Below are 25,871 nucleotides of genomic sequence, written 5' to 3'. Positions count from 1 at the left end.
ACGGGTTGAAGTTTTGTTGATCGACGGGCAGTTGATCTCTCTGGGGGCCTACCCTTCAAAAGGTGAACCAGTTGAAGTCCCGTGAGCCCGACTCCGTCGCCCTGCCCGGACGTCTGCCGGAAACCCTGCGTACCGAACTGATCGCGTTCCGCAGGGACTTGCACATGCACCCCGAGCTCGGCAACCAGGAGTTCCGCACCACCGCCCGGCTCAAGGCCCGCCTGGAGGCGGCCGGCCTCGCGCCGAAGGTACTGGCCACGGGCACGGGGCTCATGTGCGACGTGGGCACCTGGGACAGGGGCAAGAAGATGCTCGCCCTCCGGGCGGACATCGACGCGCTGCCGATTCCGGACGTCAAGACGGACGTCCCGTACCGCTCCACCGTGCCCGACATGGCGCACGCCTGCGGCCACGACGTGCACACCACCGCCGTGCTCGGCGCGGGCCTGGTCCTCGCCGAGCTGGACCGCCAGGGGCTGCTGCCCGCCCCCGTTCGGCTGATCTTCCAGCCCGCCGAGGAGGTGCTGCCCGGCGGCGCGCCCGACGCGATCGAGTCGGGCGTCCTGGACGGCGTCGGCCGGATCATCGCGGTGCACTGCGACCCGCGGGTGGACGCCGGCCGGATCGGGCTGCGGCCCGGGCCCATCACCTCCGCCTGCGACCGGCTCGAGATCACCCTGGACGGGCCCGGCGGCCACACCGCCCGCCCGCATCTGACCACCGACCTGGTCACGGCCGCTGCGAAGGTCGCCACCGAGGTTCCGGCCCTGCTGGGCCGCCGGGTCGACGCCCGCTCCGGGCTCGCCGTGACCTGGGGCCGGATCGAGGCCGGGCACGCCTGCAACGTCATCCCGCAGCACGCCGAGCTCTCCGGCACCGTCCGCTGTCTGGATCTGCCCGGCTGGCGCGAGGCGCCCGACCTGGTGCACGCCGCGGTCGACGAGATCGCGACCCTGCATCGGGCCAAGTCGACCATCACCTACATCCGGGGAGTCCCGCCGGTCGTCAACGACCCGGTGATCACCGAGCTGCTGCGCGACGCCATGACCGAGCGCCGCGGCGCGTACGCGATCGAGGACACCGAGCAGAGCCTGGGCGGCGAGGACTTCTCCTGGTACCTGGAGCACGTCCCCGGCGCGATGGCCCGGTTGGGCGTGCGCACCCCGGGCGACACGACACGCCGGGACCTGCACTGCGGCGACTTCGACGCCGACGAGCGGGCCATCGAGGTCGGCGTCGAGCTGTTCACGGCGGCGGCGCTGCTGGACGCCGCTCCGAAGCGCTGACGCCGGGCGCCGAACAGCCCGGTCGGCCGACCCGTCCCCATTCGCGCCACTCGGCGTGCGAGTCGGCCGACACGCCTGCAAAATGGAGCGGTGCGACTCGCGGGCGTCGATCCGGTAACGACTGATGAACGGGTCTTTAACTGACATCTACGCGCGTTACGATCGCCCACAAGCCAGCGCCGCAAGGGGCGCTTTCGGTCAGTCTTGAAGGGACCTCCTCGTGCGCCGGGTATCCAAGATCACCGCCGCGTGTGCTGTCACAGCGGCTCTCGCTCTCACCGCCACCGCGTGCGGAGAGTCCTCCACCGAGAGCTCCGGCTCCGGGGACACCATCAAGGTCGGCATGGCCTACGACGTCGGCGGCCGTGGCGACAACTCCTTCAACGACTCCGCCGCGCGCGGTCTCGACAAGGCGAAGGCCGAGCTCGGCGTCGAGACCAAGGAGCTCACCGCCAAGACCGGTGAGACCCCGGCCGACCGCGAGCAGCGCCTCACGTCGCTCGCCGAGGGCGGCTTCAACCCCGTCATCGGTGTCGGCTTCGCCTACAAGGACGCCATCGACAAGGTCTCCGCGAAGTACCCGAAGACCAACTTCGGCCTCGTGGACTCGGTCTCCGAGAACAAGAACGTCGACTCGATCGTCTTCACCGAGGAGCAGGGCTCGTACCTCGCCGGTGTCGCGGCCGCGCTGAAGTCCAAGGACGGCAAGATCGGCTTCATCGGCGGCGTCGACACCCCGCTGATCAAGAAGTTCGCCGCCGGCTTCCAGCAGGGCGTCAAGGACACCAAGCCGGCCGCCTCGGTCACCATCCAGTACCTGTCCACCGGTACGGACTTCTCCGGCTTCGGCGCCCCGGACAAGGGCAAGGCCGCCGCCAAGGGCATGCTCGACAAGGGCATCGACGTCATCTACGCCGCCGCGGGCGGCTCCGGCGCCGGCGCGATCGAGGCCGTCGCGGCCAAGCCCGGCACCTGGGCGATCGGCGTCGACTCGGACCAGGCCAAGGACCCGGCCCTCTCCAAGTACGCCGGCTCGATCCTGACCTCGATGGTCAAGAACGTCGACACCGGTGTCTTCGAGCTGATCAAGTCCACCGAGGACGGCAAGCCGATGACGGGCACGCACACCTACTCGCTCGCCGAGAACGGTGTCTCGCTGACCACCACGGGTGACCACCTCAAGGACATCCAGGCCCAGCTCGACGAGGCCAAGAAGAAGATCGTCGACGGCACCATCAAGGTCCCGACGACCCTCTGACATCGCGCAGAACGGGGGCCCGGAGTGCGGCTTCGGCCGACACTCCGGGCCCCCTTCTCTCGTATGCCCGCAGGCAGTTGAACGATTTTCCGAAAGCTACGCGCGTAGCGTCGTTCCCGCAGGGTATTTTTCGCCACCGACAGCGCCTGCTTCCCCGCCTGATCCTCCTCACGCTCCCTGCCTAGGAGAGTGCGTCATCAAAGCCTCCAGCCCCAGTAGTCCGAACGCCGTAGAACTCCGCGGCATCACCAAGCGTTTCCCCGGCGTCGTGGCCAACCACGACATCGACATCACCGTGCGCCGCGGCACCGTGCACGCCCTCGTGGGCGAGAACGGCGCGGGCAAGTCGACCCTGATGAAGATCCTCTACGGCATGCAGAAGCCGGACGAGGGCACCATCACGGTCGACGGCGAGCTGGTGACGTTCCACAACCCCGGAGACGCCATCGCCCGCGGTGTCGGCATGGTGCACCAGCACTTCATGCTCGCGGACAACCTCACCGTCCTCGAGAACGTCGTCCTCGGCTCCGAGAAGCTGCACGGCATCGGTGACAAGGCCCGCGCCAGGATCAAGGAGATCTCCGACGCGTACGGCCTCGGCATCCGCCCGAACGTCCTCATGGAGGACCTCGGCGTGGCCGACCGTCAGCGCGTGGAGATCCTCAAGGTCCTCTACCGCGGCGCCCGCACCCTGATCCTCGACGAGCCGACCGCCGTGCTCGTCCCGCAGGAGGTCGACGCGCTCTTCGACAACCTGCGCGAGCTCAAGGCCGAGGGCCTGACGGTCATCTTCATCTCGCACAAGCTGGGCGAGGTCCTGTCGGTCGCCGACGAGATCACCGTCATCCGGCGCGGCACCACGGTCGGCACCGCCGACCCGAAGCACACCACCACCAAGCAGCTCGCCGAGCTGATGGTCGGCGCCGAGCTGCCCTCCCCGGAGACCCGCGAGTCGACCGTCACCGACGTGCCGATGCTGACGGTCCAGGACCTGTCGCTGAGCGCCGTCGACCCCGACGGCGTGATCCGCGCGGTGCTCGACGGCATCACCCTGACCATCCACAAGGGCGAGGTCCTCGGCATCGCCGGCGTCGAGGGCAACGGCCAGTCCGAGCTCGTCGACACGATCATGGGCATGCGCGCCGCCGACAGCGGTGTGGTGACCCTGGACGGCGACGACATCTCCGCCGCGCCGACCCGCAAGCGGCGCGAGGACGGCATCGGCTGCATCCCCGAGGACCGCCACCGGCACGGTCTGCTCCTGGAGGCCCCCCTCTGGGAGAACCGCATCCTCGGTCACGTCACCGAGAAGCCGAACTCCAAGGGCGCGATCCTCGACCTGAAGGCCGCCCGCAAGGACACCGAGCGGATCGTCCGCGAGTACGACGTCCGCACCCCCGGCATCGAGGTCACCGCGGCCTCCCTCTCCGGCGGCAACCAGCAGAAGCTGATCGTCGGCCGCGAGATGAGCCACGACCCCAAGCTGCTGATCGCCGCGCACCCCACCCGGGGCGTGGACGTCGGCGCGCAGGCGCAGATCTGGGACCAGATCCGCGCCGCCCGCCGCGAGGGCCTGGCGGTGCTGCTGATCTCCGCCGACCTGGACGAGCTGATCGGCCTGTCCGACACCCTGAGGGTGATGTACCGCGGCCGGCTGGTCGCGGACGCCGACCCGGCGACCATCACCCCGGAGCAGCTCGGCTCGGCCATGACCGGCGCCGCCGCCGGTCACCTTGCGCACGATGAGAGCCCTGAGGGCACCGACGGCCCGGAGGACGAGGCCCGATGAAGAAGATCGACAAGGAGCGGTTGCTCCTGGGGATCGCGGCGCCCGTGCTCGCGATCGTCGCCGCCTTCCTGATCACCGCCCTGGTGCTCGCGGCCACCGGCAAGGAGCCGTTCAGCGCCTTCGGGATCATGTTCGACTACGGCATCAAGTCGGACAGCCAGGTCTACATCATCAACAAGGCGACGACGTACTACCTGGCGGGCATCGCGGTGGCCATCGGCTTCCGCATGAACCTGTTCAACATCGGTGTCGACGGCCAGTACCGGCTCGCGGCCTTCTTCGCCGCCGCCGTCGGCGGCGCGCTGACCCTGCCGGGCATCGTCCAGATCCCGCTGATCATCATCACCGCGATGATCGTCGGCGCCATGTGGGCGGGCATCTCCGGTGTCCTCAAGACCACCCGCGGCGTCAGCGAGGTCGTCTCGACGATCATGCTGAACTTCATCGCGACCGCGATCATCGGCTACCTGCTGCAGCCCGGTCGCCTCGGCCACCTGGACGCGGCCGGCACCAAGGTCGCCACGACCCCGCTGCCGGAGTCCTCGCACTTCTTCGAGTTCCCGACCACCCCGACCCCGGTCTACGGCTTCGTCGTGGTCGCGGTCCTCGCGGGCGTCGCGTACTGGTTCACGCTCTCCCGCACCCGCTTCGGCTTCGACCTGCGCACCGTCGGCCAGTCCGACACGGCCGCCGCGGCCAGCGGTGTCGACGTCAAGAAGATGGTCGTCACCTCCATGCTGATCTCCGGCGCCATGGCCGGTCTGATCGGTATGCCGACGCTGCTCAACGACTCGTACGAGTTCGGCGGCGACTTCCCCGTCGGCATCGGCTTCACCGGTATCGCCATCGCCCTGCTCGGCCGCAACCACCCGATCGGCATCGCGCTCGCCGCGATCCTCTGGGCGTTCCTGGAGCGCGGCGGCCAGCAGCTCGAGTTCGAGGACTACGACCGGGAGATCGTCGGCGTCATGCAGGGCGTCATCGTCCTCTGCGTCGTCATCGCCTACGAGGTCGTCCGCCGTTACGGCATCAAGCGCCAGCAGCGCCAGGTCGGCGAGAAGCTCGCGGCCCAGGCCCGTTCCCACGACACGACGGAGGTGTCGGCGTGACCGCCACGGCGACTTCCACCCCGCCGCCCGCCGCCCCCAAGGCGGCCGGTGGCAAGGGCGGCCGCTCCCGCCTCTCGCTCCCCTGGATCCTGCTGATCGTGGCGGGCGGGCTCCTCGCCCTCTCCGCGGTGCGGGAGATCACCTGCCAGGAGGCCGTGACCTGCGCGCAGGACCTCACTTCGGCCGGCCAGATCAGCGCCGCGCTCTCGCTCGCCGTACCGATCGGCCTCGCCGGTCTCGGCGGGCTGTGGTCCGAGCGCGCGGGCGTGGTCAACATCGGCCTCGAGGGCATGATGATCCTCGGCACCTTCTTCGGCGCCTGGGCCGGCTGGCAGACCAGCCCCTGGATCGGCATCCTCGCCGGCATCGTGGGCGGCATGATCGGCGGTCTGCTGCACGCGGTCGCCACCGTCACCTTCAGCGTCGACCACATCATCTCCGGCATCGCGATCAACATCCTGGCGGTCGGTTTCACCACCTACTTCGCCAAGCTGTGGTTCAACTCCGGCGAGGCGGCGGCCAAGGGCGGCAGCCCCAAGCAGTCCCCGCCGGCCGAGGAGATCACCTCGGTCACGATCCCGGGCCTGTCGGACTGGCTGGCCGACATCGAGAAGCATCACTGGTTCCTGGTCTCGGACGTCGCGGGCATCCTCGGCGGCCTGGTCACCAACCTCTCGCTGGTCACGATCCTCGCCGTGCTGCTGGTCATCGCCACGTTCTTCGTGCTGTGGAAGACCGCGTTCGGTCTGCGGCTGCGCTCCTGCGGCGAGAACCCGATCGCCGCCGAGTCGCTGGGCGTCAACGTCTACAAGTACAAGTACATCGCCGTGATCGTCTCCGGCGGCCTCGCCGGACTCGGCGGCGCGTTCCTGTCGCTGGTCACCTCGCACATCTACAACGAGGGCCAGACCGGTGGCCGCGGCTACATCGGCCTCGCGGCGATGATCTTCGGCAACTGGCGTCCGGGCGGCCTCGCGATGGGCGCGGGCCTGTTCGGCTACGCCGACGCGCTCCAGCTGCGCAGCGGTGGCCAGTCGGTGCACGCGCTGCTCCTGCTGCTGTTCGTGGTGCTCGTCGGCATCGCGGCGTGGAAGGCGTACAAGAAGCGCTGGATCACCTCCTCGGTGAGCATCGTCATCGGCGTCGGCGTCCTGATCTGGTACCTCGGCACGACCACCGTCCCGGTCGAGTTCGTCAGCGCCACGCCGTACGTGGTCACCCTGCTGGTCCTCTCGCTCTCGGCGCAGCGCCTGCGGATGCCCAAGGCGGACGGCATGCGCTACCGCAAGGGCGAGGGCAAGTGACCACGCCGCCCGTCGTCGACTGGGACGTCCTGTGGGCGAGCGCGCGGGAGGCCATGTCCCACGCGTACGCGCCGTACTCGGGCTTCCCGGTGGGCGCGGCCGCCCTGGTCGACGACGGGCGGGTGGTCTCCGGCTGCAACGTGGAGAACGCCTCGTACGGCCTCTCGCTGTGCGCGGAGTGCGGGCTCGTCTCGCAGCTCCAGGCGACCGGCGGCGGCCGGCTCACGCACTTCGTGTGCGTGGACGGCCGGGGCGAGGCGCTGGTGCCCTGCGGCCGGTGCCGCCAGCTGCTGTACGAGTTCGGCGGCCCCGCGCTCGTCCTGGAGACGCCCACCGGCCGGCTGACCCTGGACGAGATGCTGCCGCAGGCATTCGGCCCCGGCCACCTCGCCAAGTAGCACCTCGGAGCGGCCCTTCCGGCACGATGGGAGGGGCCGCTCCCTCCTTTGACCCCTCTATGCGCGTAGAAAGAGGCACCACATGGACGTCATCTCCGTCATCCGCACCAAGCGGGACAAGGGCGAGCTGACCCCCGAGCAGATCGACTGGGTCATCGACGCGTACACCCGCGGCGAGGTCGCCGACGAGCAGATGTCGGCCCTGGCCATGGCGATCCTGCTGAACGGCATGAACCGCGACGAGATCGCCCGCTGGACCGCGGCGATGATCGCGAGCGGCGAGCGCATGGACTTCTCGTCCCTCTCCCGCCCGACCTCCGACAAGCACTCCACCGGCGGCGTCGGCGACAAGATCACCCTCCCGCTGGCCCCGCTGGTCGCCGCCTGCGGTGCGGCCGTTCCGCAGCTCTCCGGCCGCGGCCTCGGCCACACCGGCGGCACCCTGGACAAGCTGGAGTCGATCCCCGGCTGGCGGGCGCTGCTGTCGAACGAGGAGATGCTGTCCGTCCTGGACGGGACGGGAGCGGTGATCTGCGCCGCGGGCGACGGCCTGGCGCCCGCCGACAAGAAGCTCTACGCCCTGCGGGACGTCACCGGCACCGTCGAGGCGATCCCGCTGATCGCCTCCTCGATCATGTCGAAGAAGATCGCGGAGGGCACCGGCTCGCTGGTCCTGGACGTGAAGGTCGGCACCGGCGCGTTCATGAAGAACATCGAGGACGCGCGGGAGCTCGCGCGGACGATGGTCGGCCTCGGCACCGACAGCGGCGTCAAGACGGTCGCCCTGCTCACCGACATGTCCACCCCGCTCGGCCTGACCGCCGGCAACGCCCTCGAGGTCCGCGAGTCGGTCGAGGTCCTCGCGGGCGGCGGCCCGGCGGACGTCGTCGAGCTGACGATCGCGCTGGCCCGCGAGATGCTCGACGCGGCCGGCATCAAGGACGCCGACCCGGCGAAGGCGCTGGCGGACGGCTCCGCGATGGACGTCTGGCGGCGCATGATCGCGGCCCAGGGCGGCGACCCGGACGCGACCCTGCCGGTCGCCCGCGAGCAGCACGTCGTCACCGCCCCGACGTCGGGCGTGCTGACCCGCCTCGACGCGTACGACGTCGGCATCGCCGCCTGGCGCCTCGGCGCGGGCCGCGCGCGCAAGGAGGACCCGGTGCAGGCGGGCGCGGGCGTGCAGCTGCACGCCAAGCCCGGCGACACGGTCACCGCGGGCCAGCCCCTGATGACCCTCCACACGGACACCCCGGAGAAGTTCGGCTACGCCCTGAAGCCCCTGGAGGCGGCGTACGACATCGCGCCGGAGGGCACGGCGTTCACGCCGACCCCGATCGTCATGGACCGCATCGCGTGATCATTTGATCGCCCTTGGCATGTGCCAGTGGCCCTTTCGGGCGAACGGGATCGGTGGACCCCCACCGGTCCCGTTCGGCATCCTGGGATCCTGGTGCAGGATCGCCGACCACAGGTGGTCGAAGGCCGCCTCCAGGGGGCCGTCCAGGATCTCGGCCGTGTCCCCCGCCGCGCCGTACGCGTGGAACACCTTCGACCAGTCGAACCGGCTCAGGCCGTCAACCCCTCCGCGAGCAGCGCCGGCAGCTCGTGCATCGCGGCGAAGACCCGCGTCCCCGGCCCCGTCAGCCGCTCCGCGGGGGTCAGCCCGCCCGCGTACCCGAAGGCCCGCATCCCCGCCGCGCGGGCCGCCTGCACGCCGTACGGGCTGTCCTCGACGACCGCGCACCGCTCCGGCGCCACGCCCATCGACGCCGCCGCGTGCGGGGACAGGTCGGGGGCGGGCTTGCCGCGGGTCACGTCGCGGGCGCTGAATATCCGGCTGTCGTCGAAGCGGTCCAGCAGGCCCGTGCGCGTCAGGTTGCGGCGGATCGATCGGTGGCTGCCGTTCGACGCCAGGCAGAAGGGGATGTCCAGCGCGTCCAGGACGTTTGTGATCCCGGCGACCTCCCGCAGCTCGGCGTCCAGCGCCGCGTCGTACAGCGGCCGGTACGTCTCGTGCCAGCCCGGCTCCAGGGGCCGCCCGCGCCGCTCCTCGACGATCGCCGTCAGCCGGTCGTTCGACGAGCCCACGAAGTACTCGACGACCTCGGCCTCGGTGAACTCTGCGCCGAGCGAGGCGAACACCTCGCGGTCGACCCGGCAGTAGATCCGCTCGCTGTCGACCAGGACCCCGTCGCAGTCGAAGATCACCAACTCCACCGGCGGCATCCCGCGCTCTCGATTCATGCAGCGCAGCCTAAGAGGGCGATGAGTTCCGACCGCCGCCCGGGTCTACTGGTTGTGGACACCAGACAGCCGCTCGTTCTCTACGTCTCCGGGCGCATCACGCGCGCCGACGCGCCGGGTCTCTGCGCCGACCTGGAGTGTCGGCTCGTCGGGCTCGATCCCGCCGACGTCGTGTGCGACGTCGGCGCGCTCACACAGGCCGATCTGGCCGTCGTCGACGCGCTCGCCCGGCTCCGGCTCACCGCCGGGCGGCTCGGACACACCCTGCGCTTCCGGGGCGTGGGCCAGGAGCTGCGGCTGCTCCTGGCCCTCGTCGGCCTGGACGAGACCGTCCTCTGACTCACGCCTCCAGTCGGTCCGGCAGGTCGAACAGGGGGAACCAGCGCTTGGTGTCCAGGAAGAACGTCATCTCGCCGATCCTGCCCTCGGAGAGCTCCAGGACGATCAGCGCCCACGGGCTGAACCCGCCCTCGGGGTTCGGGTGGTAGTGCGCGAAGGCCGGCGAGCCGTTCGCCACCGTCGGCACCAGCTTCGAACCGCGGCACACCTCGCCGACCCCGAGCATCCAGCCGACGATGTCGTCGTGGCCGCGCAGCCACAGGTCGTACGGCGGCATGGACATCGTCGCGTCCTCGTGCAGCAGCGCGGTGAGCGCCTTCATGTCGTAGCCCTCGAAGGCCACCACGTAGCGCTCCAGGAGCTGCTGCTGCTCCTCGTCCAGCGGGTTCGCCGTGTCCGAGCCGCCCTCGCCCGGCCCCTGCTCCGCGAGCGTCGCCCGGGCCCGCTGCAGCGCGCTGTTGACCGAGGCGACCGAGGTGCCGAGCAGCTCCGCGACCTCGGCGGCCTTCCAGGCCAGCACCTCGCGCAGGATCAGCACCGCCCGCTGCTTCGGCGGCAGATGCTGCAGCGCCGCGACGAACGCCAGCCGGATCGACTCGCGCGCCACCGCCGTCTCCGCCGGGTCGGCGACCGAAGGCAGCACCCGGCCGTCCGGCACCGGCTCCAGCCAGGTGATCTCCGGCCGCTCGTTGAGCCGCGCCTGCGCGACCGGCGTGGCCGCCGTCAGGTCCATCGGCCGGGCCCGCTTGTTGCCCGCGTTGAGCGAGTCCAGGCAGACGTTGGTGGCGATCCGGTACAGCCAGGACCGCAGGCTGGAGCGGCCCTCGAAGGAGTCGATGGAGCGCCAGGCCCGGACCATGGTGTCCTGCACCGCGTCCTCCGCCTCGAAGGAGGAACCCAGCATCCGGTAGCAGTAACCGGTCAGCTCCGTCCGGTACTTCTCCAGCCTGGAGTCCAGGTCGCCGGTCGTCGCCAGATCGCTCATCGAGTCCACCCCACTCGCCGCACGACGTCCGTTCGACGCCGGTGAGCAGGAAGCTACCGCAGCCCACTGACAGCCGGGGCCCGGTTTCCGCTGTGCGCCCCGTGCGCGCCCCGGTGGACCCGGCGCGCGAGCCGCTCCTCGACGCGCGCCGCGTGCGTCCCGTACAGCGTGATGGAGACGACGCCGAGCACCGCCACCAGGCCGAGCAGCACCGTGGCGGACCAGCCGCCCAGGTGGAAGGCGACCGCGCCGAGCGTGCCGCCCGCGCTGCTGCCCAGGTAGTACGCGGACTGGTACAGCGCCGACGCCTGCGCGCGCCCGGTCTTCGCGGTCCGGCTCACCGACGACGAGGCGACCGCGTGCCCGGCGAAGAAGCCCGCCGTGATGAGCACCAGGCCCGCCAGGACGGCGGCCAGCGACTCCGACATCGACAGCAGCAGACCGGCCGCCGTGGTGCCCACCGCCAGGTACAGCGCGCCCCGTCGGCCCATCCGGCCGACCAGCTTGCCGGCCGCCGCGGACGAGACCGTGCCGACCAGGTAGACCAGGAAGACCGAGCCGACGACGCCCTGCGGCAGCGAGAACGGCGCCTCGACCAGCCGGTAGCCGATCACCGTGTACACCGCGCCGAAGACCGTCATGAACAGCGCGCCGATCGCGTAGAGGCGCAGCAGCAGCGGGTCGGCCAGATGCGTCCGCACGGTCGCTGCCAGCGCCCTCGGGTTCAGCGAACCCGGCGTGAAGTGCCGGGCCTTGGGCAGCAGCAGCCGGAACGCGACCGCGCACACCACGGCCATCAGGCCGACCGCCGCGAGCCCCGCGCGCCAGCCCCACAGCTGGGCCGCCCAGCCGGTGACGATCCGGCCGCTCATGCCGCCGATCGAGTTCCCCGCGACGAACAGTCCGATCGCGCCGATCAGCGCCTTCGGCCGTACCTCCTCCGCCAGGTACGCCATCGCCGACGCCGGCACGCCGGCCAGCGCCGCGCCCTGTACGGCGCGCAGCGCGACCAGCCACTCCAGGCTCGGCGCGAAGGGGACCAGAAGGCCGACCACGACGGCCACGGCCAGCGAGACGGTCATCATGGGCCGCCGTCCGAAGCGCTCGGACAGGGCGCTCAGCGGCAGCACGCACAGCGCGAGCGCGCCGGTGGCCGCGGACACCGTCCAGGACGCGGCCGAGGCGGTGGCCCCGAACTCCGCGGAGACGGCGGGCAGCAGGGCCTGGGTGGAGTAGAGAAGAGCGAACGCAGCCACTCCCGCGGCGAAGAGCGCCAGGCTCATCCGGCGGTGGCCGGGGGTTCCGGGGGAAAGGCGGGTGTCGGCGACCGCTTCTTGAGCGGCCGCCTTGGTACTGGCAGGAGGCATACGTCGACCGTAGGCATCCACGTTTGATGCGTCCAATGCACGGAACGGCTTTAATCGTTCCCATGGTGCATGAGTACAGGTCACAGCATCGGCTGTCACTGAACAGTAACGAAGAAGACATGGGAACGGTGCTTGCGCCGAGGCTCGCGTACTTCGCCGCGGTCGCCCGGCACGAGCACGTGACCCGTGCCGCGGCCGAGCTGGGCGTGCCGCAGTCCACCCTGTCCCGGGCGATGGTCCGGCTCGAAGAGGACCTCGGCGTCGCCCTGTTCGCCCGCCGCGGCCGCACCGTGTCGCTGACCCCGGCCGGCCGGACGTTCCTCGGCTCCGCCGAACGCGCCCTCGCCGAGGTGGAGAAGGCCGCCGACTCGGTGCGCGCGGACGCCGATCCGGGGGCCGGCCGCGTCGCCTTCGGCTTCCTGCACACCATGGGCTCCGAGACCGTGCCGGGGCTCATCCGGGCCTTCCGGGCAGACCACCCCCGGGTCCGGTTCACCCTGGTGCAGAACTACGGCGAGGCGATGATCGAGCGGCTTCGCGCCGGCGACCTAGACCTGTGCCTGACCTCCCCGATCCCGGACGCCCCCGACCTGGTCGCCCGCCGCCTCGACGAGCAGCGGCTGCGCCTGGTGGTGCCGGACGACCACCGGCTCGCCGGGCGCAAGCGGGTGCGCCTCGCGGAGGCCGCCGACGAGACCTTCGTGACCCTGGAGCCCGGCTACGGGCTGCGCCGCATCACCGACGACCTCTGCGCCGAGGCCGGTTTCAAACCCCGGGTCGCCTTCGAGGGCGAGGAGGCCGAGACGCTGCGCGGACTGGTCGCCGCCGGGCTCGGCGTGGCGCTGCTGCCGCCGCCGGCCGTCGCCCGCCCGGGCGTCGTCGAGCTCAACGTCACGGCCCCGCGCGCGGTCCGCGAGATCGGCGTCGCCTGGCTGGACGGCCACCCGGACACGCCCCCCGTGGCCGCCTTCAAGAAGTTCCTGCTGAGCAAGCGCGGCACCCTGCTGCCGGAATGGGACCGCGGCCGGTAGCCGGAGCCCGCTACGGCCGCAGGGAGCGGCCGAAGCCCGCCGCCAGCGGCATCCGGAGCCCCAGCGGCGGCGGCGCCGCCAGCGCGTCCGCGACCGGCCGGGAGTACGGCCGCCCGAACAGCGAGCCGAGCACGAAGTCGGCGGCCAGGGACAGGACTTCGTCGTGGTGCTGGCGCAGCGCGTGCCCGTCCGAGTGGACCTCGAACCGGCAGGTGTCGCGGTTCGCCTTCTTCACCCGCTCCGCCAGCCGGTACGAAAGCTCCGGGTCCGAGCGCGCGTCGGTGGTGCCGTGCACCACCAGCACCCGCCGGCCGACCAGTTGCCGGACCGGCTCCGGCTCCGCCGCCATGTCGTCCTCCGGCAGCCAGGGGGCCATCGCGAGCACGGAGTTGACCGCCGTGTGCCCGGCGGCCCGCAGCGCCGCCCGCGCCCCCATGCCGTGCCCTGCCAGGCAGACCGGGACGTCCCCGTAGCGCCGTACCGCCTCCGCCGCCGCCCAGGTCGCGTCCTCGGCGAGGCGCGCGTCGGTCCCGTTCCAGCCGCGCCCCCGGTAGCGCACCACGTGCGCCACGAGCCCCTCGGCCCGCCCGGCGCGTGCGAGGCGGCGGCCCAGGGGCAGGGCCGCGGCGTGCGCGAGGACGGAGGGCCCGCGCGCGGACGAGGCCTCGCCGTCGGGCAGCAGCAGCACCACCCCGCCGACCGCCGACTGCGTGTGCGAGGTGCCGACGGGCCGCCCGAGCCGGGGTCGCCGGCCGTCGGTGGTCCCTACGAGTGCGAACTGGGCCATGACAGAACAGTCTCAGAAGCGGAGGTGTACGCCATCCGTACGCGCGGTCACTGTTACGTATCGACAAGCGAGTTGAGGACAGGCGCTCTACGCGCGTAGGGGCTAGAGTGCGGAAATGACGAGCCAGACCCCCAACGTCCCCACCGCGGACCAGATCCGCCGTGCCCCGAAGGTGCTGCTCCACGACCACCTCGACGGCGGACTGCGCCCCGGCACCATCATCGAGATCGCCCAGCAGGTCGGCTACGAAGGCCTGCCCGAGACCGAGCCCGACAAGCTCGGCATCTGGTTCCGCGAGGCCGCCGACTCGGGCTCGCTGGAGCGCTACCTGGAGACCTTCGCGCACACCTGCGCCGTCATGCAGACCCGCGAGGCCCTCTTCCGCGTCGCCGCCGAGTGCGCCGAGGACCTCGCCGAGGACGGAGTCGTGTACGCCGAGGTCCGCTACGCCCCCGAACAGCACCTGGAGGCCGGACTCACCCTCGAAGAGGTCGTCGAGGCCGTCAACGAGGGCTTCCGCGAGGGCGAGCGCCGGGCCCGCGCCAACGGCCACCGGGTCCGCGTAGGCGCCCTGCTCACCGCCATGCGGCACGCCGCCCGTGCCCTGGAGATCGCCGAACTCGCCAACCGCTACCGCGACTCCGGCGTCGTCGGCTTCGACATCGCCGGCGCCGAGGCGGGCTACCCGCCCACCCGGCACCTCGACGCCTTCGAGTACCTCAAGCGGGAGAACAACCACTTCACCATCCACGCCGGCGAGGCCTTCGGGCTGCCGTCCATCTGGCAGGCCCTGCAGTGGTGCGGCGCGGACCGGCTCGGCCACGGCGTGCGCATCATCGACGACATCGAGGTCGGCGAGGACGGCGAGGTACGGCTCGGCCGGCTCGCCGCGTACGTCCGCGACAAGCGGATCCCGCTGGAGCTCTGCCCGACCTCCAACCTGCAGACCGGCGCGGCCGTCTCGTACGCCGAGCACCCCATCGGCCTGCTCCGCACCCTGCACTTCCGGGCCACCGTCAACACCGACAACCGGCTGATGAGCGGCACCAGCATGAGCCGGGAATTCGAGCACCTGGTCGACACATTCGGCTACACGCTCGACGACATGCAGTGGTTCACGGTCAATGCGATGAAATCAGCTTTCATTCCTTTCGATGAACGTCTGGCGATGATCAATGACGTCCTTAAGCCCGGATATGCCGAGCTGAAATCCGAATGGCTGTTCCGGCAGACCGCTGCGACCAGCGGTTCTTCCACTCCGGAGGGGTGAGTTCGCGCAGCTCGGAGGGGGTCGGGGCGACCGGATGACACGAATTCCGGTCGCCCCGGGATGTTTGCGGACGGCAATGTTCGCTGGCTAGGTTGCAGAGCCGCTCATCATTCCCAGATTCCTCGAGTCCGGGATCCCCGATTCCCCCCAAGGATGATTTCTCGATGAAGCAGTCTGCCAAGACGCTCGGTGTCGCCGCCCTGGGCGCCGCTTTCGCCGCTGCCGCCGCCGGAACGGCCTCCGCCGCGCCCGTCACCCACGACGCCTCGAGCGCGCTGGGGGCGGTGCAGGCCCTGCCGGTGGCGGACTCCCTGACCGAGCTGCCCGGCGGCGCGGCCGAGTCCCTCGGCGCCGGGGAGGGCGCGCTGTCCGAAGGCGCGGCCAACCTCCCGGCGGCGACCGACTCGGCTGCCAAGCAGGCCACCCAGACCGCCCCGAACGCGCTCGCCGAGTCCCCGCTGGGCGGCCTGCTCGGCGGCCTGCCGGTCAACGGCCTGCCCACCAACTCGGTCCTCCCGGGCGGCGGTCTGACGGGCGGCCTGGCCGGCGGTCTGCCGATCGGCTGACGCCCACCGCGTCCATCCGTGGGGCACACACCCGTACCGGGCGTGTGCCCCACGGCTTTGTGTCACGATCCGCCCATGTACGCGAAGGCGCCGTCCCCGACGGCACCCCGTCGGTCCGTCCGGACCGTACGGGGCGCGCGGGCCGCCCTGGCGGCCCTGTTCCTGGCGGTCACGGCCGCCGCCTGCGCCGGCGACCCGCCGCGCGTCACCGCGAAGGCCCCCGAGTCCGGAGCGAGCCCGCTGGAGCGCGCCGCGCTCGCGGACGGCGATCTGCCCGACTACCAGGTCTCCGCCCTGAAGATCCCCGGCGCCACGTCCGGCCAGCCCACCGCGGACCGCGCCGACTGCCAGCCGCTCGCCGACGTCATGGGCGACCGGCCCAGCCCCGGGGCCCTGACCACGGTCAATCGCGGCCTCGGTTCACGACGTGCGCCCGGCCTCGCCGTCGCCGCCTCGCTCAGCGCGTACGACCCCGCCGACGCCCGCCGGCTGCTCGCCGCTCTGCGCACGGCCGTCGACGCCTGCGGCGCGGGCTTCACCGCGCGGGTCCAGGGGCAGAGCGGCCGTTACTCCGACGTCACGGCCGTCCCGTACGAGGCCGGCGGCGACGAGACCGTCTCCTGGACCGCCACCGGCGCGGCCCGCGGACTGCGCGCGCCGCTGCACATGGTCGTGGTCCGCGAGGGCGCGACGGTGGTCCGTTTCATGGCCCTCGACCTCGGCCGGGGCGGCGAGGGCGGGGCGTCCCCCCGGGTGCCCCAGGAGGTCGCCGACAAGCAGCTGGCGAAGATCGCCCGGATGCCGGGCGGCTGATCACCAGGCCGTGGAGGTGCTCTTCTCCGAGGGCAGGAACAGCCACAGCGCGATATAGATCAGGAACTGCGGGCCGGGGAGCAGACACGAGGCGACGAAGATGATCCGCATCGTGGTCGTCGAGATGCCCCAGCGCCGAGCCAGCGCTGCGCACACTCCGCCGATCATGCGTCCTTCGCGGGGGCGGACAAGTGCGGCCATGATGGGCTCCTTATGCTCGCGTTCACGAGCCGTCTCGGGGAGCCGCTCCGTCGGGCTCCCGATGACTCCATGGTGCGGCCGGAGCAGGGGACAAAGCGTCGGTCTACGGGGCGATCCCGACCCTGGGAATCGTCGGGGTAGGCCCCTGAGGAGCCTCCTCCCGCAGCAGGGTCCGCACCCGTCCGCGCCCGTTCCTCGCCCTGCGCCGGAGCAGGGCGCGGCCGACCGGGACCACCAGAAGGTGCGCCAGGGCCACACCGGTCGTGTTCAGGAGCAGCGAGTCCACGTCGACGACCTGGCCCGGCACGCCGGTCTGCAGCAGTTCGATGATCAGCGAGAGCAGCGCGCCCGCGGTGACCGTGCGGGCGAACGACGCCCACGTCGACACCACGAGCCGGCCGTCGGCCAGCGGCAGCAGGACGCCGAGCGGGGCGAGCAGCAGCAGCCCCTCGCCGATCCGCCAGGCGGCCTCGGCCGGCCCCAGCGCCAGATCCGCCCGGATGCCGGCCAGCGGCTCCAGATTGGGCGCGGTCATCCACGGCACGTCCAGCGGGCGGAGCGTCAGCCACGCCACGAGCAGCAGATGCGCGAGGAGGAGAACGAACCCCACCCCGCGAAAGCGGATGACGGCGCTGCCGCCCGAACCATGACGCTGCACGCCCCCCAAGACGCGGGCACCGGCAGGATCGGTTCCGCGTGTTGCGCAGACGTCCTCAGCGCGTCGGCGCGCCCGACGTCGTCACGGTCGGGGCCGCCCCGTCCGGGCGGTCCTTGAGCTGTTCCGTGCAGCGGTAGCGGTGGACCGGGTAGTCGCCGGGGCCGCCCAGGACCACCGTGCGGGCGGCGCCACCGGCGGCGCTCTCGGCGAAGGTGCAGACGATCTGCGACAGGGCGGTCGGGGCGAGGTCCTCAGGCTGGCGGCTGAGCCGGAGCGCCCCCTTCGGGTCGCCCTCCCGCCCGCCGGTGACCACCAGCGGGCCCTTCACGGCGGTGGAGAACCCGGCCGTGCGCTCCGCGTCCGACGGATCGGCCTGCAACTCCATGAGCAGCGCCGAGGCCGTCGTGACCCGGTCTCCGGAGACCTTCTGCTCCGGCACGATCGTCGTCCGGTCCACGGCCTCCAGTTGCGAGCCGCACACCAGGTACACCCGCAGCGGAATCCCCGGCCGCGCCTGCGCGACCGGGCCTTCCACGCTGCACGCCGCCCGCGACGGCGCCGCACCCGCGTCGACCGGCACGGTCGTCGTCCTGATCCCGCACCCGGCGAGCACGACCGCCCCCAGGACGACCGCCCCCAGCCGCGCGGCGACCCGCCCCCTGCCCGACCTCACTGACCGTTTCCTTCCTCGTCGCCCGCGATGGCCGAGGCGTCGCGCGGGAGGCGCAGGACGAAGATCGCGCCGTCGCCGTCCGGGGAGTTCGCGGCCGTGATGTCGCCGCCGTGGATGTGCGCGTTCTCCATCGCGATGGAGAGCCCGAGGCCGGAGCCCTCCGACCGGGGCCGCGAGGCGCTCGCCTTGTAGAAGCGGTCGAAGACGTGCGGCAGCACCTCCGCGGGGATGCCCGGCCCGTGGTCCCGGACCTCGATGACCAGCTCGTCGTCCTCGGTCCGCACCGCCACCCGTACCGGCGAGCCGCCGTGCTTGAGCGCGTTGCCGATCAGGTTCGCCAGGATCACGTCGAGCCGGCGCGGGTCGAGCCGCGCCATGATGCCGCGCTCGGCGTCCAGGTCGACCGCGTCCAGCCAGGCCCGCGCGTCGATGCACGCGGTGACCTGGTCGGCGACGTCCACGTCGTCCAGGACGAGCCGCGCGGTGCCCGCGTCGAAGCGGGTCACCTCCATCAGGTTCTCCACCAGGTCGTTCAACCGCCGCGTCTCGCTGACCACCAGCGCCACCGCCGGCGCGATCATCGGGTCGAGGCTGTCCTGCTCGTCCTCCAGGACCTCGGTCACCGCGGTCAGCGCCGTCAGCGGGGTGCGCAGCTCGTGCGACATGTCGGCGACGAACCGGCGGCTCGACTCCTCCCGCGCGCTCATGTCCGCGACCTTCTTCTGCAGCGACTCGGCCGTGGTGTTGAACGTCCGTGACAGCTCGGCCAGTTCGTCGGTGCCGGAGACCCGCAGCCGGGTGTCCAGCTTGCCCTCGCCGAGCCGCCGAGCCGCCTCGCCGAGCCGGTGCACCGGCCGCAGCACGGTGCTCGCCGCGGCCTGCGCGAGCAGCGCGGAGCCCACCAGGGCCAGCAGGGTCGCGATCCCCAACGACCAGCCGAGCGAGTTCAGGTCCGCCCGCTCCGCGTCCAGGGACTTGAACATGTAGCCGGTCGGCCCGCCGCCGATGATCCGCGTCCCGCCGACCAGATACGGCTTGCCGCCGCGCTGCGTCCGCTGCCAGAACAGGTGGTACGAGAAGGAGTTGTTCTCGGTGACCTTGCGCTCGGTGTTCACCGCCTCCTGGAGCGAGGCGGGCACGTCCGCCAGCGTGAACCGGTCCGGGTCGGACGTGCCGATGATCGGCTTGCCCGCGTCCCGCTCGCCGAGCAGCAGCACGCTGTAGCCGGAGCCGCTGCTCGCCATCTGCTCGGCGGTGACCCGCAGATCGTCCTCGTTCGGCTTGAGCGGCAGCCCGGCCGCCCGGTTCTGCATCTGCCGCCGGAAGTCGTTGAGCGCCCCGTCCTGGGTGCGGGTGAGCACCGCCTCGCGGTTGAGCCAGTACGCGATCCCCGACGCGGAGACCGCGGCGGTCAGCGCGACCAGCGCGAAGACCACGACGAGCCGCAGTCGCAGGCTGGTGAGACGGAGTCCGGCCAATATCCCTTTTCTCACGCAGGGACGTCCAGCCGGTAGCCGACTCCGCGCACGGTACGGATCAGGGTCGGCGAGGACGGCACGTCCTCCACCTTGGCGCGCAGCCGCTGCACGCACGCGTCGACCAGACGCGAGTCGCCCAGGTAGTCGTGCTCCCACACCAGACGCAGCAACTGCTGGCGCGACAGGGCCTGTCCGGGCCGCCGGCTCAGCTCGAGGAGCAGCCGCAGCTCGGTCGGCGTGAGCTGCAGGTCCTCTCCGTTCTTCGTCACGGTCATGGCCGAGCGGTCGATCACCAGCGAGCCGAAGGTCGCCGAGTCCGTGGACTCCCGCTCGCCGCGGCGCAGCACGGCCCGGATGCGGGCGTCGAGCACACGGCCCTGCACCGGCTTGACGACGTAGTCGTCGGCCCCGGACTCCAGGCCCACGACCACGTCGATGTCGTCGCTGCGCGCGGTCAGCAGAATGATCGGCAGCTGGTCGGTGCGCCGGATCCGGCGGCACACCTCGAAGCCGTCGATTCCGGGCAGCATGACGTCCAGCACGACCAGGTCGGGCCGCTGCTCGCGCAGCAGCTGCAGACCGTCCTCGCCGGTCGCCGCAGTGGCCACACGGTGGCCCTGGCGGGAGAGCGAGAGCTCCAGGGCCGTGCGGATGGCGTCGTCGTCCTCGATCAGCAACAGGAAAGGCACGCCGCCATTCTGGCGCATCGGGCCGCCGGAGTTCGACCGTGGCCGTTCTCCTGTACGACACCTCCCCCTGTGACACGCCTGTGACAGTCGACGGACACCGTCATGAAGTGGCAGGGGCAAGCTCATTGGCACACGGACCGAAGCAGACTCCGACCGATGGGGGGCGCGAGATGAACGCACTGCACAGCACCACTTCAAGCGCAGTTGTCACGCGTCTCCACGACGTCACTCGGAGCACGGAGAAGTCCGGCGCGGTGAACGGGCGGGGGTGCGTTCGCAGCGTCGGGCGTCAGCACAAGGCGCCGTACATGGTGGCTGTGACTGACGGGGGAGCGGCGTACGGGGAGGTCTCGGGGGAGAGTGCGAGCCGGTCGGAAGCGGAGTTCACCGCCTACGTCCAGGAGCGTCGCGCCTCCCTGTACGCCACCGCCTACCACCTGACCGGCGACCGGTTCGAGGCCGAGGACCTGCTCCAGAGCGCGCTGTTCTCCACGTACCGCGCCTGGGACCGGATCAGCGACAAGGCGGCCGTCGGCGGCTACCTGCGTCGCACCATGACCAATCTGCACATCAGCGCCTGGCGCCGGCGCAAGCTCAACGAGTACCCGACGGAGGAGCTGCCGGAGACGGTGGGCGAGACCGACGCGATGCGCGGCACGGAGCTGCGCACGGTGCTCTGGCAGGCGCTGGCCCGGCTGCCCGAACTGCAGCGCACCATGCTGGTGCTGCGGTACTACGAGGGCCGGACCGATCCGGAGATCGCGGAGATCCTGGACATCAGTGTCGGCACGGTGAAGTCGAGCATCTGGCGCTCGCTGCGGCGACTGCGCGAGGACGAGGTGCTGAGCTTCGGCCGTGACGAGGAGGAGTCCTTCGGCGAGCTGGTGGCCTGAAGGTCGGGGGGAACACGGGGGAACACGGGGGAACACGGGGGAGCAGTACACGGGGGCCGTACGGGGGTACGGGAACGCGGGGCGGACGAAGTCGGGGGACTTGTCCGCCCCGTATCTCTGTGTACGGGGTCGTGCGTCAGCGTGTCGCAGGGGTGCGGCAGCGGCCCGCCGCCGCGGCCGCGAGGCGGCCCAGGGCCTCCTGCTTCGCGCACGGGTACGCGCCCAGGGAGGTCTGGCGGGCGACGATCGAGCGCTCGGCGCGCATCAGCCGCCAGCCGCGGCGCAGCAGGAACGGGACCGACTTGCGGCCCTCCTTGAGGTCGCGCAGCAGCCGGCGGCGGAACGTCGTCGAGGGGCGGCCGCGCAGGCAGAGCGCGTCGGCCAGGACGCCGAGCTCCTGGCAGCGGTGCACGATCTCGGCCGCGAAGATGCCCTCCGCGACGAACAGCGGGGTCCGCTCGATGTCCAGCCGCTCCCGGTCGACGCGCGCGCTGGTGGCGATGTCGTACACCGGAACCTCGGTACGGCCGGTGCGGCAGAGCTCGGTGATCGCGGCGAGCGCGGCGTCGGCGTCCCAGGAGAGCGGGGAGTCCCAGTCGATGTCCGGGGTGTCCGGGACCAGCGGGAGGGTCGGGTCGTCGCCCTCCTTGTAGAAGTCGTCGAGGCGCAGCACCGGGAGGCCGGCGACCGCGGCGAGGGACGACTTGCCGGAGCCGGAAGGGCCCGCGAGCAGCACGACACGCGTCGGAATCGGTTGGGAACTCACGGGACACCAGTGTGAAGCATTAGGCCGTACAGGGGACCACTCCAGACGGCCGTTGGTATCGAGCATCACACCGGAACTACGCTCGGTGCCCGTCCCGTTACTCGATCGACAGGGAATCCCATGGCACGCCACGCCGACACCCCGCCCCGCCGCTCCCTCCTCCGCACGGCCGGTCTGACGGTCACCGCCGCCGGCGCGGTGCTCGGCCTCGGGGCCGGGGCCGCCCAGGCCGCGACGGCTCCCGTGCCGCTGCCGGTGGGCACGCTCGCCGGCAGCGACACCACCGAGGCGGCGCAGGGCGTCCTCGACGCCGTCCCGTACGCCGTCGCCCCGGTGAAGAACCTCCAGCTCGACCCGCTGGCCAACACCGGCGTCGACCCGCTGGCCAACGGCGCGGGCACGCAGGTCGCCGACTTCAAGCCGGTCGCCACGACGATGGCGACGGACCCGATCACGAGCGGCGGGGCGCTGGGAGACCTTCCCCTCGCCGGCGCGGCGACGGGCCTGCTGCCGGGCTGACGGCCTACGCGCCGGTCGCGTCCTGCTCGGCCGGCGGGCGGCGCAGCGGGATCTCCTGTACGAGCCAGGCCGCCGCGAAGGCGAGCGCGGCCAGTACGGCGACCCCCGTGGCCACCCCGTGCAGGCCGTGCGTCACGGCTGCCCGGAAGGCCTCCCGTACCGGCTCGGGCAGGGCGTGCGCCTGTTCCGGGGTCAGGTTCGGGTCCGCGTCGCCCAGACGGGCGGTGAAGACCGCGCCGAGGACGGCGACGCCCAGCGAGCCGCCGATCGTGCGCACCAGGGTGACTGTCCCGCTGGCCGCGCCCAGGTCGCGCGGCGGCGCGCTGTACATGGTGATCAGCATCGTCGACTGCATCAGGAACCCCATGCCCGCGCCGAGCACCACCGTGAGCGCGGAGGCCACGGCGGTGGGCGTGTCCACGGCGAGCAGCAGCAGGGCCAGCGCGCCCGCGGTCATCAGGGCCCCGCCGAGGATCGGGTAGATCCGGTAGCGGCCGGTGCGCCTGATGACCCGGCCGGTCGCCAGCTGGACGGCGACCATGCCGAGCATCAGCGGGAGCAGCAGCAGGCCGCTCGCCGTGGACGACTGGCCGCGCACGAACTGCAGGTACTGCGGCAGGTAGTTCATCGCGGCGAGCATGCCCGCGCCGACCAGGAAGCTGAGGAGCTGCGCCAGCGTGAAGTTGCGGCTGGCGAACAGCCGGGGCGGGATGACCGGCTCCTCGGCGCGCCGCTCGACGCGTACCAGGGCGGCGAGGGCCGCCGCGCCGACCGCGCCCAGGGCGAGGATCTGCGGCGAGGTCCACGCGTACCGGGTGCCCGCCCAGCTCGCGAGCAGGGTGAGGGCGAGGATGCCGGCGGTGAGGAGCAGGGCGCCCGCCCAGTCGATCCGGGCGCGGACGCGCGGGGTCCGCACGCGCAGCGCCAGGCCGACCAGTAGGAGGGCGGCGAGGCCGACCGGCAGGTTGACGTAGAAGGCCCAGCGCCAGCTGAAGTGATCGGTGAGGAAGCCGCCGAGCAGCGGGCCGCCGGCGAAGGCGACCGGCAGCATCGCCCCGGAGATCGCCTGGATCCTGGGGCTGTCCTCGGGCCGCACCAGGGTGCCGATCAGGGCGAACGCGCCGACCATCAGGCCGCCCGCGCCGATGCCCTGCAGGGCGCGGAACGCGATGAGCTGGTCCATCGTTCCGGCGAGGCCGGAGAGGATCGAGCCGGCGAGAAAGACGACGACGGCGGAGAGATAGGCGCCCTTGCGCCCGTACAGATCGCCGAACTTGCCCCACAGGGGCGTGGCGACGGCGGCGGTGAGCAGGTAGGCGGTGACCACCCAGGACAGCCGGTCGAGGCCGCCGAGCTCGCCCACGATGGTGGGCAGCGCGGTGCCGACGACCGTGCCGTCGAGGGTGCCGAGGACGATGCCGAGCAGGAGCCCGGAGATGCCCAGGTAGGGGATGCGGGAGGGGGGTTGGGATGTCGACGTGGGTGCGGTGGGTTCGGTGGCGGGTGCGGTCTTCGTCATCGTTCGGCCCCCCTCACGCCGCGTAGGGCTTCTTGGCGCGGGCGTCGCGCAGTGCCTCGCCCCACCAGGCGAGCTGGTCGAGCATCGACTTCGCGGCCGCGTCCGCGGCCGGGTCGACGGCCTTGCCCTCGGCGTCGAACTGCCCCCAGACGCCCTGGAGTCCGACCGCCTCGCGGACGGTGACGGCGTGCAGCTCGGCGAAGACCCCGCGCAGGTGCTCGACCGCGCGCAGGCCGGCCGAGAAGCCGCCGTACGCGACGAAGCCGACGGGCTTGGCGTGCCACTCCCGGTTGTGCCAGTCGATCGCGTTCTTCAAGGACGCCGGGTAGCTGTGGTTGTACTCCGGCGTGACGACGACGAACGCGTCGGCGGCGCCGATCCGCGGTGAGACCGCGCGCAGCAGGGCGCGGTCCGCCTCGTCCGCCGGGGGCTGTCCGAGCTGCGGGAAGACGGTGGGCAGCGGGGTCTCGGCGAGGTCGATCAGGTCGACGGTCATGTCCGGGCGGACGGCGGCGTGGCCGCGCAGCCAGTTCGCGACGACGGGGCCGAGGCGGCCCTCGCGGGTGGAGCCCTGGATGACGGCGAGACGGAGCGGAGTGCTCATGGTTCCCCCTGGAGCGATGAATGTGTACGGCGTACGCCGACTGGTGTACAACGTACACGCGAGTGTGTACACCGTCTACTCCGCATACGCTGTACGCGAGGACAGGGAGGCCGAAGTGGCGAAGAAGGACGACGAAGCGGCGAAGCAGCCCAAGCAGCCCAAGGGCGTGAAGGAGGCCGACGAGGTCTCGCTGTGGGAGCGCCTGGACCGGCCGGCGGGCGCGCCGCGGGCGTCGCTGAACCCGCAGCGCATCGCGGCCGTCGCGGTCGAGCTCGCGGACCGCGAGGGGTTCGCCGCCGTGACGATGCGGCGCATCGCGACGGAGCTCGGCGTCGCACCCATGGCCGCGTACCGGCATGTCTCCGGCAAGGAGGACCTGTGGGCGCTGATGGTCGACCAGGTCTCGGCGGAGCTGGACGGGCCCGGAGAGCTCGCCGGCTGGCGGGAGACGCTGCGGGCGCACGCGGAGCGGACCCGCGCGATGATGTTGCGGCACCCCTGGCTGGCCCAGATGCCCGCGCCGCTGTTCGCGCTGACCCCCAACCGGATGGCGGGCGCGGAACGTCAGCTGGCGTCCCTCGAAGGGCTCGGCATGGACGTGGACACGATGATGGCCGTGTTCCGGACCGTCAGCGCGTACGTGCACGGCGCGACCCAGTCGGAGACGGCGCTGCGCCAGTACATGGCGGAGCACGGCTGGCAGTCCGGCGACGACACCCGCCGGGGCCTCGCCCCGCAGATGCAATACCTGATGAGCACCGGCCGCTACCCGACCTACCGCGCCTACACGCAGGCGGCCGCCCGCAAGGACGACGCCGCCTGGCTCTTCGAGACGGGCCTGGAGTGCGTCCTGGACGGCGTGGCGGGCCTGGTGGAGCGGGGCCGGGCATGAGAACGGCCCCCGGGTGCCGAAGCGTCCGGGGGCCGTTTCGTACGGGGGCCGTTTCGTACGGCGTCGGTACCTCTCGTACCTCTAGTACGCCGAGCCGCTCGCGCCCAGCGAACCCGTGGGGTGCCAGACCGTCTTCGTCTCCAGGAAGGCGGTCATGCGGTCCGTGCCGGGGGAGTCGGCGAAGTCCACCGCGCGGGGGCGCAGGACGCGCTTCAGGTTGTCCGCCGCCGCGATCTCCAGGTCACGGGCCAGATCGGCGTCCGCGCCCGTCAGGTCGATCGCGTTCACGTCCTGGTGCGCGGCCAGCGGTGCGGCGATCTCCGCCGTCCTGCCGGACAGGACGTTCACGACACCGCCCGGCACGTCGGACGTGGCGAGCACCTCGCCGAGCGACAGCGCAGGCAGCGGGGACGTCTCGCTCGCGATCACC

28 protein-coding genes are annotated in these 25,871 nt (G+C 71.9%); 15 read left to right on the top strand and 13 right to left on the bottom strand.

Annotation, left to right across the window (positions count from 1 at the left end):
• Positions 1 to 62: 62 nt before the first annotated feature.
• From VIU94_RS33225 to VIU94_RS33195, 7 genes are all read left to right on the top strand, one after another.
• Entirely contained in the window at positions 63 to 1,286 is a 1,224-nt protein-coding gene (locus VIU94_RS33225; protein ID WP_331917253.1) for a M20 family metallopeptidase, read from the top strand.
• A 220-nt stretch (positions 1,287 to 1,506) separates the two neighbouring features.
• Positions 1,507 to 2,544, top strand: coding sequence for a BMP family lipoprotein (locus VIU94_RS33220; RefSeq protein WP_331917251.1), 1,038 nt, complete (start codon positions 1,507 to 1,509; stop codon positions 2,542 to 2,544).
• A gap of 196 nt (positions 2,545 to 2,740) precedes the next feature.
• Entirely contained in the window at positions 2,741 to 4,333 is a 1,593-nt protein-coding gene (locus VIU94_RS33215; RefSeq protein ID WP_331917276.1) for an ABC transporter ATP-binding protein, read from the top strand.
• Positions 4,330 to 5,442 (top strand): ABC transporter permease, encoded by a 1,113-nt coding sequence (locus tag VIU94_RS33210; protein ID WP_331917249.1) that lies wholly within the window; start codon positions 4,330 to 4,332, stop codon positions 5,440 to 5,442. Before VIU94_RS33215 ends, VIU94_RS33210 begins: the two co-directional genes overlap by 4 nt.
• Positions 5,439 to 6,746 (top strand): ABC transporter permease, encoded by a 1,308-nt coding sequence (locus VIU94_RS33205; RefSeq protein ID WP_331917247.1) that lies wholly within the window; start codon positions 5,439 to 5,441, stop codon positions 6,744 to 6,746. The genes VIU94_RS33210 and VIU94_RS33205 overlap by 4 nt, the downstream gene beginning before the upstream one ends.
• Positions 6,743 to 7,144, top strand: coding sequence for a cytidine deaminase (locus VIU94_RS33200; RefSeq protein WP_331917245.1), 402 nt, complete (start codon positions 6,743 to 6,745; stop codon positions 7,142 to 7,144). Before VIU94_RS33205 ends, VIU94_RS33200 begins: the two co-directional genes overlap by 4 nt.
• An 82-nt stretch (positions 7,145 to 7,226) precedes the next feature.
• Positions 7,227 to 8,504, top strand: coding sequence for a thymidine phosphorylase (locus tag VIU94_RS33195; RefSeq protein WP_331917243.1), 1,278 nt, complete (start codon positions 7,227 to 7,229; stop codon positions 8,502 to 8,504).
• Positions 8,505 to 8,713: 209 nt separating this feature from the next.
• On the opposite strand, the gene VIU94_RS33190 is transcribed toward VIU94_RS33195, so the two are convergent.
• A complete protein-coding gene (locus VIU94_RS33190) occupies positions 8,714 to 9,391 on the bottom strand; it encodes an HAD family hydrolase (RefSeq protein WP_331917241.1) in 678 nt (225 codons plus the stop codon).
• A gap of 54 nt (positions 9,392 to 9,445) precedes the next feature.
• Here VIU94_RS33190 and VIU94_RS33185 point away from each other — a divergent pair, with 54 nt between their 5' ends.
• Entirely contained in the window at positions 9,446 to 9,730 is a 285-nt protein-coding gene (locus VIU94_RS33185) for an STAS domain-containing protein (RefSeq protein ID WP_331917239.1), read from the top strand.
• Position 9,731: 1 nt separating this feature from the next.
• Here VIU94_RS33185 and VIU94_RS33180 read toward each other — a convergent pair whose 3' ends face one another.
• Together VIU94_RS33180 and VIU94_RS33175 are read right to left on the bottom strand one after the other, a co-directional pair.
• Positions 9,732 to 10,715 (bottom strand): sigma-70 family RNA polymerase sigma factor, encoded by a 984-nt coding sequence (locus tag VIU94_RS33180; protein WP_331917237.1) that lies wholly within the window; start codon positions 10,713 to 10,715, stop codon positions 9,732 to 9,734.
• 53 nt (positions 10,716 to 10,768) lie between these two features.
• A complete protein-coding gene (locus tag VIU94_RS33175) occupies positions 10,769 to 12,082 on the bottom strand; it encodes an MFS transporter (RefSeq protein ID WP_331917235.1) in 1,314 nt (437 codons plus the stop codon).
• A gap of 62 nt (positions 12,083 to 12,144) precedes the next feature.
• Here VIU94_RS33175 and VIU94_RS33170 point away from each other — a divergent pair, with 62 nt between their 5' ends.
• Positions 12,145 to 13,113, top strand: a complete 969-nt coding sequence (locus VIU94_RS33170) for a LysR family transcriptional regulator (RefSeq protein WP_331917233.1) — start codon at positions 12,145 to 12,147, stop codon at positions 13,111 to 13,113.
• Between the two features lie 10 nt (positions 13,114 to 13,123).
• Here the strand turns inward: VIU94_RS33170 and VIU94_RS33165 are convergent, their stop codons facing one another.
• Complete coding sequence (locus VIU94_RS33165; RefSeq protein ID WP_331917231.1) at positions 13,124 to 13,900, bottom strand: alpha/beta hydrolase; 777 nt, start codon at positions 13,898 to 13,900, stop codon at positions 13,124 to 13,126.
• A gap of 115 nt (positions 13,901 to 14,015) precedes the next feature.
• On the opposite strand from VIU94_RS33165, the gene VIU94_RS33160 reads away from it, so the two are divergent.
• From VIU94_RS33160 to VIU94_RS33150, 3 genes are all read left to right on the top strand, one after another.
• The gene (locus VIU94_RS33160; RefSeq protein WP_331917229.1) at positions 14,016 to 15,170 is read left to right on the top strand and encodes an adenosine deaminase; all 1,155 of its coding nucleotides are present in this window, start codon (positions 14,016 to 14,018) and stop codon (positions 15,168 to 15,170) included.
• Positions 15,171 to 15,334: 164 nt separating this feature from the next.
• Positions 15,335 to 15,736, top strand: coding sequence for a hypothetical protein (locus tag VIU94_RS33155; RefSeq protein ID WP_331917227.1), 402 nt, complete (start codon positions 15,335 to 15,337; stop codon positions 15,734 to 15,736).
• A gap of 75 nt (positions 15,737 to 15,811) precedes the next feature.
• A complete protein-coding gene (locus VIU94_RS33150; protein WP_331917225.1) occupies positions 15,812 to 16,549 on the top strand; it encodes a hypothetical protein in 738 nt (245 codons plus the stop codon).
• Here the strand turns inward: VIU94_RS33150 and VIU94_RS33145 are convergent, their stop codons facing one another.
• The 5 genes from VIU94_RS33145 to afsQ1 all read right to left on the bottom strand — a co-directional run bounded on the left by VIU94_RS33145 (position 16,550) and on the right by afsQ1 (position 20,248).
• The gene (locus VIU94_RS33145) at positions 16,550 to 16,750 is read right to left on the bottom strand and encodes a PspC domain-containing protein (RefSeq protein WP_331917223.1); all 201 of its coding nucleotides are present in this window, start codon (positions 16,748 to 16,750) and stop codon (positions 16,550 to 16,552) included. It lies immediately after the preceding gene.
• Between the two features lie 103 nt (positions 16,751 to 16,853).
• Positions 16,854 to 17,408: a VanZ family protein gene (locus VIU94_RS33140; RefSeq protein WP_414721053.1), complete on the bottom strand. Its 555-nt coding sequence runs from the start codon at positions 17,406 to 17,408 to the stop codon at positions 16,854 to 16,856.
• A gap of 55 nt (positions 17,409 to 17,463) precedes the next feature.
• Positions 17,464 to 18,081 (bottom strand): hypothetical protein, encoded by a 618-nt coding sequence (locus tag VIU94_RS33135; protein ID WP_331917219.1) that lies wholly within the window; start codon positions 18,079 to 18,081, stop codon positions 17,464 to 17,466.
• Entirely contained in the window at positions 18,078 to 19,574 is a 1,497-nt protein-coding gene (locus tag VIU94_RS33130) for an ATP-binding protein (RefSeq protein WP_331917217.1), read from the bottom strand. The genes VIU94_RS33135 and VIU94_RS33130 overlap by 4 nt, the downstream gene beginning before the upstream one ends.
• Positions 19,571 to 20,248, bottom strand: a complete 678-nt coding sequence (gene afsQ1, locus VIU94_RS33125; RefSeq protein WP_189600923.1) for a two-component system response regulator AfsQ1 — start codon at positions 20,246 to 20,248, stop codon at positions 19,571 to 19,573. The genes VIU94_RS33130 and afsQ1 overlap by 4 nt, the downstream gene beginning before the upstream one ends.
• A 170-nt stretch (positions 20,249 to 20,418) precedes the next feature.
• On the opposite strand from afsQ1, the gene VIU94_RS33120 reads away from it, so the two are divergent.
• Positions 20,419 to 21,141 (top strand): SigE family RNA polymerase sigma factor, encoded by a 723-nt coding sequence (locus VIU94_RS33120; protein WP_331917215.1) that lies wholly within the window; start codon positions 20,419 to 20,421, stop codon positions 21,139 to 21,141.
• Positions 21,142 to 21,277: 136 nt separating this feature from the next.
• Here the strand turns inward: VIU94_RS33120 and VIU94_RS33115 are convergent, their stop codons facing one another.
• Positions 21,278 to 21,973 (bottom strand): uridine kinase family protein, encoded by a 696-nt coding sequence (locus tag VIU94_RS33115; RefSeq protein ID WP_414721052.1) that lies wholly within the window; start codon positions 21,971 to 21,973, stop codon positions 21,278 to 21,280.
• Between the two features lie 54 nt (positions 21,974 to 22,027).
• Between VIU94_RS33115 and VIU94_RS33110 the strand changes: the two genes are divergently transcribed.
• Complete coding sequence (locus VIU94_RS33110) at positions 22,028 to 22,426, top strand: hypothetical protein (RefSeq protein ID WP_331917211.1); 399 nt, start codon at positions 22,028 to 22,030, stop codon at positions 22,424 to 22,426.
• Between the two features lie 4 nt (positions 22,427 to 22,430).
• Here the strand turns inward: VIU94_RS33110 and VIU94_RS33105 are convergent, their stop codons facing one another.
• Together VIU94_RS33105 and VIU94_RS33100 are read right to left on the bottom strand one after the other, a co-directional pair.
• Entirely contained in the window at positions 22,431 to 23,945 is a 1,515-nt protein-coding gene (locus VIU94_RS33105; protein WP_331917209.1) for an MDR family MFS transporter, read from the bottom strand.
• 13 nt (positions 23,946 to 23,958) lie between these two features.
• Positions 23,959 to 24,549: an NADPH-dependent FMN reductase gene (locus VIU94_RS33100; protein WP_331917207.1), complete on the bottom strand. Its 591-nt coding sequence runs from the start codon at positions 24,547 to 24,549 to the stop codon at positions 23,959 to 23,961.
• Between the two features lie 115 nt (positions 24,550 to 24,664).
• On the opposite strand from VIU94_RS33100, the gene VIU94_RS33095 reads away from it, so the two are divergent.
• The gene (locus VIU94_RS33095) at positions 24,665 to 25,441 is read left to right on the top strand and encodes a TetR/AcrR family transcriptional regulator (RefSeq protein WP_331917205.1); all 777 of its coding nucleotides are present in this window, start codon (positions 24,665 to 24,667) and stop codon (positions 25,439 to 25,441) included.
• 81 nt (positions 25,442 to 25,522) lie between these two features.
• Here the strand turns inward: VIU94_RS33095 and VIU94_RS33090 are convergent.
• Positions 25,523 to 25,871 (bottom strand): aldehyde dehydrogenase family protein (locus VIU94_RS33090; RefSeq protein ID WP_331917203.1); only part of this gene is annotated, 349 nt, incomplete at its 5' end.

The sequence above is a fragment of the Streptomyces sp. genome (assembly GCF_036566765.1).
Classification (GTDB): domain Bacteria; phylum Actinomycetota; class Actinomycetes; order Streptomycetales; family Streptomycetaceae; genus Streptomyces.
The sequence above is the reverse complement of the archived record's forward strand: the minus strand, read 5'-3'. Positions and strand labels throughout refer to the sequence as shown.